Source organism: Noviherbaspirillum sp. (genome assembly GCF_035654295.1).
Lineage (GTDB): Bacteria > Pseudomonadota > Gammaproteobacteria > Burkholderiales > Burkholderiaceae_D > Noviherbaspirillum.
Genome location: NZ_DASRXF010000132.1, coordinates 1 through 6,141 on the forward strand (window position 1 = coordinate 1; position 6,141 = coordinate 6,141).

At 61.8% G+C, this 6,141-nt stretch carries 7 protein-coding genes; 1 reads left to right on the plus strand and 6 read right to left on the minus strand.

The window, feature by feature from the left end; translation table 11 throughout:
- The 5 genes from VFF99_RS13335 to VFF99_RS13355 form a co-directional block, all read right to left on the minus strand.
- On the minus strand, positions 1–179 hold a 179-nt coding region (locus VFF99_RS13335; RefSeq protein ID WP_325018659.1), incomplete at its 3' end, for a ParA family protein.
- A gap of 6 nt (positions 180–185) precedes the next feature.
- Positions 186–818 (minus strand): leucine efflux protein LeuE, encoded by a 633-nt coding sequence (leuE, locus tag VFF99_RS13340; RefSeq protein ID WP_325018650.1) that lies wholly within the window; start codon positions 816–818, stop codon positions 186–188.
- On the minus strand, positions 815–1,468 hold the full coding sequence (rsmG, locus tag VFF99_RS13345) for a 16S rRNA (guanine(527)-N(7))-methyltransferase RsmG (protein WP_325018652.1): 654 nt from the start codon (positions 1,466–1,468) through the stop codon (positions 815–817). Before rsmG ends, leuE begins: the two co-directional genes overlap by 4 nt.
- A gap of 13 nt (positions 1,469–1,481) precedes the next feature.
- Positions 1,482–3,407, minus strand: coding sequence for a tRNA uridine-5-carboxymethylaminomethyl(34) synthesis enzyme MnmG (gene mnmG, locus VFF99_RS13350; RefSeq protein ID WP_325018654.1), 1,926 nt, complete (start codon positions 3,405–3,407; stop codon positions 1,482–1,484).
- A gap of 132 nt (positions 3,408–3,539) precedes the next feature.
- Entirely contained in the window at positions 3,540–4,229 is a 690-nt protein-coding gene (locus tag VFF99_RS13355) for a hypothetical protein (RefSeq protein WP_325018656.1), read from the minus strand.
- A 249-nt stretch (positions 4,230–4,478) separates the two neighbouring features.
- Here VFF99_RS13355 and VFF99_RS13360 point away from each other — a divergent pair, with 249 nt between their 5' ends.
- Positions 4,479–5,654, plus strand: coding sequence for an iron-containing alcohol dehydrogenase (locus VFF99_RS13360; protein ID WP_325018658.1), 1,176 nt, complete (start codon positions 4,479–4,481; stop codon positions 5,652–5,654).
- A 66-nt stretch (positions 5,655–5,720) separates the two neighbouring features.
- On the opposite strand, the gene VFF99_RS13365 is transcribed toward VFF99_RS13360, so the two are convergent.
- On the minus strand, positions 5,721–6,141 hold a 421-nt coding region (locus VFF99_RS13365), incomplete at its 5' end, for a branched-chain amino acid ABC transporter permease (RefSeq protein WP_414691539.1).

The window sequence follows — 6,141 nt, forward strand, 5'->3', positions numbered from 1 at the left end:
ACGGAGCTCTGCAGCTCGGCCTTGTTGATGCCGGCACCCATCGTGGCATTGCCTTGCGGGTCGAGGTCGACCAGCAGCACGCGCTGATTGATTTTCGAGAGACCGGCTGCGAGGTTGACTGCCGTTGTCGTCTTGCCGACGCCGCCCTTCTGGTTGGCGACGCAGAATATCTTGGCCATGTTGTTTTAGTTTGTCGTGAGTTTGATGCCGAAGCCGATCAGGAACATCCCCGCCATTTTCGATGCGAATGCCGCGACGCGACGATTGCGCGCGAGGCGCTTTGCCGCAGCATTGCCGGCGATGACAAGCAGGCTGCCGTAGAACAGGGTGCAACAGGAAATCACCACGCCCATTGCGGCGAAAGTCAACGCGCCCTGGTGCGTCGCCGGGTCGATGAAGAGCGGGAAGAAGGCCATGTAGAACACGATGGCTTTCGGATTGATGAGGGTGACGAGGAAGCCGCGCCGGAAGTCGGCGGCATTCGAGAAAGGCACGACGGCCCCGCCCTCTTCACTCTTCGCAAACAAGAGGCGCAGGCCGAGGTAGGCAAGGTAGGCGGCGCCGAGGTATTGCAGGCCCTGGAACAGCAGCGGGTTCGCTTGCAGCAGCGCTGCGACGCCGAGTGCGGCGAGGAGCATCAGCACCACGTCGCCGAGCATCAGTCCGGCCAGCGATGCGAAGCCGCCGCGCAGACCGCGCTGGCCGGTGCAGGTGAGGACACAGAAGGTGCCGGGGCCGGGCAGCATGAGGAAGACCATCGTCGCCGCGATCAGCTGCCACACGTCGGTGATGCCAATGGAATGGAACAGCGCGTTCATGCCTGGTCTCCTGCTGCGATGAATACGAGATGGCGCTCGGCGTCGAGGCCGGGTACGGTCAGGGATTCTACCCTGTCGACTTTCCATCCGGCAGGAAGGCGCGCAATTTCTTCGCCCGGCATCACGCCCTTGAGCGCGATGAAATGCCCGCCCTCTTCCAGCAGGTGTCCGGACCAGGTGACGAAATCGTTGAGCTCGGCGAAGGCGCGCGAGGTAATGACGTCGAATTGCTGCGGCACCTTCAGCTGTTCCACGCGACTGGTGTAGACAGTGACATTGGCGAGGCCGAGTTCGGCTTTCACTTGCGTCAGGAAGGCTGTCTTCTTGTGCACGGTGTCGACCAGCGACACGCGCATGTCGGGACGGGCGATCGCGAGCACGATGCCGGGCAGTCCGCCGCCCGCGCCGACATCAAGGATATTTTTCGCGCCGGCGAACGCGGGAACGACCGCCAGCGAATCGAGCAGGTGGTGCGTGACCATCTGCCGCGGATCGCGCAGGGCGGTCAGGTTGTAGACCGCGTTCCACTTCGACAGCAGCGCGAGGTAATCCATCAGCTGTTCGAGCTGCCGGTCGTTCAGGTCGAGCTGTAGTGTGCGGACGCCTTGGGCCAGGGTGGTTAGTAACTGGTCGCGCGCAAATGCAGTCATCGTCCGGCAATCCTCACGCGGTAGCGTTCACGTTGGCGAAATCCTTGAAGCCGCCCTTCTTCAGGTGCACGAGCAGCAGCGAGATCGCGGCCGGCGTGACGCCGGAAATGCGGGACGCCTGTCCCAAGGTTTCTGGCCGGTGCTTGTTCAGCTTTTGCCGCACTTCGACCGACAGGCCGCGGACATCCATGTAATCGATGTCCGGAGGCAGCTTGAGGTTTTCGTAGTGGTCGTGGCGCTCCACTTCGCGTGCCTGGCGGTCGATGTAACCGGCGTACTTCACGGTGATTTCGACCTGCTCGGCCACGGTGCCGTCCGCCACGCCCGGGCCGGCGAGATCCTGTCCTTCATTGCCCTTGAGCGTCATCAGGCTTTCGTAGGTGACGTTCGGGCGGCGCAGCAAATCAGTGAGCGCATACTCTCGTTCAATCCCTTTACCGAGCACGCGTTCTGCTTCTGGCTGGGAAACGATACGGGGATTGACCCAGGTCGATTTCAGGCGCTCCAGTTCGCGTGCGACGGCTTCGCGCTTGCGCTCGAAGACTTCCCACTGTTCGTCGCCGACGCAACCGAGCTTGCGGCCGATGTCGGTCAGGCGCATGTCCGCATTGTCTTCGCGCAGGCTGAGACGGTATTCGGCACGGCTGGTGAACATGCGGTAAGGCTCTTGTACACCCTTGGTGATCAAGTCGTCCACGAGCACGCCGAGATACGCTTCGTCGCGGCGCGGTGTCCAGGTTTCCCGGCCCTGGGTCAGCAGTGCGGCATTGATGCCGGCAAGCATGCCCTGTGCGGCCGCTTCTTCGTAGCCCGTCGTGCCGTTGATCTGGCCTGCAAAGAACAAGCCCTGGATCGCCTTGGTCTCCAGCGAAGACTTCAATCCGCGCGGGTCGAAGTAATCGTATTCGATGGCGTAGCCGGGTCGCAGGATGTGCGCGTTCTCCAGGCCGCGCATCGAATGCACGAGCTCGAGCTGTACGTCGAAAGGCAGGCTGGTGGAGATGCCGTTTGGATAGAACTCGTTGGTGGTGAGACCTTCTGGCTCCAGGAAAATCTGGTGCGAATTCTTGTCGGCAAAACGATGGATCTTGTCTTCGATTGACGGGCAATAGCGCGGCCCGACACCTTCGATGACACCGGTGTACATCGGGCTGCGGTCGAGGCCGCCGCGGATGATGTCGTGGGTGCGCTCGTTGGTGTGGGTGATCCAGCACGGCAGCTGCTTCGGATGCATGGCGGCCGAGCCCATCACCGAGAAAACCGGGATCGGATCGAGGTCGCCGGGCTGTTCTTCCATGACCGAGAAATCGATGGAGCGGCCATCGATGCGCGGCGGTGTGCCGGTCTTCAGGCGGCCTTGCGGCAGCTTCAATTCCTTGAGGCGCGACGACAGCGATACTGCCGGGGGATCACCTGCCCTGCCGGCCGCGTAATTGTTGAGGCCGACGTGAATCTTGCCGTCGAGGAAGGTGCCGGCGGTGAGCACGACTGCGCGGCTGCGGAAGCGGATGCCGACCTGGGTTACCGCACCGACCACGCGGTCGCCTTCCACCATCAGGTCATCCACGGCCTGCTGGAAGAGCCACAGGTTGGGCTGGTTTTCCAGACGGTGGCGGATGGCGGCCTTGTACAGGATGCGATCGGCTTGGGCGCGTGTAGCGCGCACCGCCGGGCCTTTCGAGGAATTCAGGATGCGGAACTGGATGCCGCCTTCGTCAGTGGCAATGGCCATGGCGCCGCCCATGGCATCCACTTCCTTGACCAAATGCCCCTTGCCGATGCCGCCGATTGACGGATTGCAAGACATCTGGCCGAGGGTCTCGATGTTATGGGTCAGCAGCAGGGTCTTCTGCCCCATGCGGGCGGAAGCTAGTGCAGCTTCGGTGCCGGCATGGCCGCCGCCGACAACGATGACGTCGAATTCAGTAGGAAAAAGCATAGTTCGCCTCGGGGAGACGGGTAAGGAAGTGGGCGGCGGACAAGGTGCCGGAGGCGAGATTATAAAGTGTTTTCCCTCCGCCCCGCTTCCGTTAGTTGCCCAAACGGGGCCTTTGTTTCACGTGAAACAAAATCAGGAGGTAATGCGCGCGAGGACGAAGCCGAGAATGAAGGAGAGTCCGGAGACAATCAGCCAGTATCCCCAGTGGACGGCGAGGAACGGGGACAGCTCTGCGGTCACCGGATCGGGGATCAGGACGGGCTCCGGCCGCTGAACTGGCGGCCTGCGGGCCCGCTTCGCTCGCAACTCAGCGGCCAGCGAATCGGCAAGCTCTGCGTGCAGGGCGTCGATGGCCGGCTCGGCGTTCGGAACACCGCCCGGTGCAGGCGCGGGCACAACAAGGGTTGGAAAGTCTTCGGCCTTCATCTCGGGTGCGGGCATAGGTGCCGGGGCCGAGACTGACTTTGACTGCGCGAGCAGCTCCAACTCCTCCTCTGGATCGCGCAGGATGATGGTCACCGGGTCCATCGGGTCTTGCTGGAGGAAGCGGTCGATGACTGTCCGCTCCAACTCGTCCGGCGCCTGCCCTTCGACCGGCATGAATATTTCCAGAACAAGCTCCTTCAACTGCAGCTTCTGGAGGGCTCGCCCGAAGCGTTCATCTGTCAAAACCGGAAGCTTGGCGCGAATTTGTTGATAGGACGAAACGCCGTCCACCATAATCAGTACCAGCCGCTCACTTTGCGTGAGGCCATGGCTCTTCTTGTGAATCTCTTCACGCCCTGTGTGCGTGCGCTGGAAAATGGTACCGGGATCAGTCATAGGGAGAGATGGATCGAATGTTTCACGTGAAACAGTTGGACGCCGAATGCGCGAAAATGTTTCCGCATATCACAAGTCATCCTAGTCCCGGCCCGATCAGCTCGCTATACCAGACGCACAACACCAAGGCGGGAAATTGTAAGCAAGCATTTCGGCCGTGCTCCTGTCCACCTGCCTGTTCGTTCCCTGTTCGTCCCCTGTCGCTCCCACCGCCCCTTGCTACAATAGAAGTTCAATCTAGGAGAAGAGATGAGCACAACAACAGCCCTCGGCGCATTCACCTTCAGCACCGTCCCGCACATCGTTTCAGAAATCGGTGCCGTGAAAAAAATCGGCGCACTTGTCCAACAGCACTTCCCGAATAGCCGCCGCGCCTTGGTCGTGACCGACGGCGGCTTCCTGAAGACCGGTCTCGTCGACGCCCCGATTGCCAACCTGCGGGCAGCCGGCCTGACGGTCAGTATCTTTTCCGACGTCGTCGCCGACCCGCCCGAGCCCATCGTGCTTCAGGCAGTTGCCGATGCGCGCAAGAATGAAATCGATCTTGTCATCGGCCTCGGGGGGGGTAGCTCGATGGATGTGGCCAAGCTGATCGCCGTGCTCGTCGACAGCGAGCAAGACCTCAAGTCGATGTACGGTATTGGAAATGTGAAAGGCGGCCGTGTGCCGCTGGTGCAAGTGCCGACTACCGCAGGCACCGGATCCGAAGTCACTCCCATCTCTATCGTCACCACCGGCGCCACAACCAAAATGGGCGTCGTGTCTCCACAGCTCTATGCAGACCTTGCCATCCTTGACGCCGAACTGACCCTTGGCCTCCCGCCCAAGGTAACCGCGGCCACCGGCATCGATGCCATGGTGCATGCGATAGAGGCCTATACGACAAAGCTGAAAAAGAACCCGCTTTCCGACATGCTCGCCCGCCAGGCGCTGTTATTGCTTTCAAGCAATATCATTACTGCCTGCGAAGACGGCAAGAACCTCGGCGCGCGGCAAGCGATGTTGCTCGGTGCGATGCTGGCCGGCCAATCGTTCGCCAACGCGCCGTGTGCCGCGGTCCATGCCCTCGCCTATCCGATCGGCGGCATTTTCCACGTGCCGCACGGACTCTCCAATTCGTTGGTCTTGCCGCATGTGCTGCGTTTCAATGCGCCGTATGCCGCTGGCATGTATGCCGAGCTGGCGGAGATCCTCGCGCCAGGTATCGCCGGCAGTGCCGAAGCGCGTACCCAAGCATTGATCGACAAGATGGACGAGATCGCGCGCCGTACCGGCATCGAAACCCAGTTGCGCCAGGTCGGCATCAGCGAGGCCGACCTCGACCGCCTCGCCGACGACGCCATGCTGCAGACACGGCTGCTGACCAACAACCCGCGCGAAATCACGCGTGCCGACGCCCGGGCCATCTACGCGGCGGCCCTGTAAGCGACCCGCGTCGCCAAACAAAAACGGCAGCCTCGGCTGCCGTTTTTTTTCCTGCAGAGCCTGCCGCTAGTGGGCCGCCCCCGAACCCGCCGGCGTCCGCTTAAACAGCGCCCCCAACTCGCCCACGATGCCGCGGCGGAAGGCCAGCACGCAGACGATGAAGATGAAGCCGGTGACGATCGTGACCGATTCGCCGATGGTACGGAACCACTCGATGCCGGTCACCGCGGCGATCCCGTTGCCGAGTTCGCCCAGCTTGTTTTCAAGCGCAATGATCAGCACCGCGCCGACGATCGGGCCGGTGAGCGTGCCAAGGCCGCCGACCAGCGTCATCAGCACTACCAGGCCGGACATGCTCCAGTGCACATCAGTCAGCGTTTCGAAGCCAAGCACTACGGTTTTAGTAGCACCCGCAAGGCCGGCAAGCGCGCCCGACAGCACGAAGGCCAGCAGCTTGTACTTGTCGGTGTCATAGCCCAGCGAGATC

What these genes read in the sequence shown, in the direction of transcription:
- VFF99_RS13360 (WP_325018658.1), top strand. Translation starts at nt 4,479, where the DNA reads ATGAGCACAACAACAGCCCTCGGCGCATTCACCTTCAGCACCGTCCCG.
- leuE (WP_325018650.1), bottom strand. Translation starts at nt 818, where the DNA reads ATGAACGCGCTGTTCCATTCCATTGGCATCACCGACGTGTGGCAGCTG.
- VFF99_RS13355 (WP_325018656.1), bottom strand. Translation starts at nt 4,229, where the DNA reads ATGACTGATCCCGGTACCATTTTCCAGCGCACGCACACAGGGCGTGAA.
- rsmG (WP_325018652.1), bottom strand. Translation starts at nt 1,468, where the DNA reads ATGACTGCATTTGCGCGCGACCAGTTACTAACCACCCTGGCCCAAGGC.
- mnmG (WP_325018654.1), bottom strand. Translation starts at nt 3,407, where the DNA reads ATGCTTTTTCCTACTGAATTCGACGTCATCGTTGTCGGCGGCGGCCAT.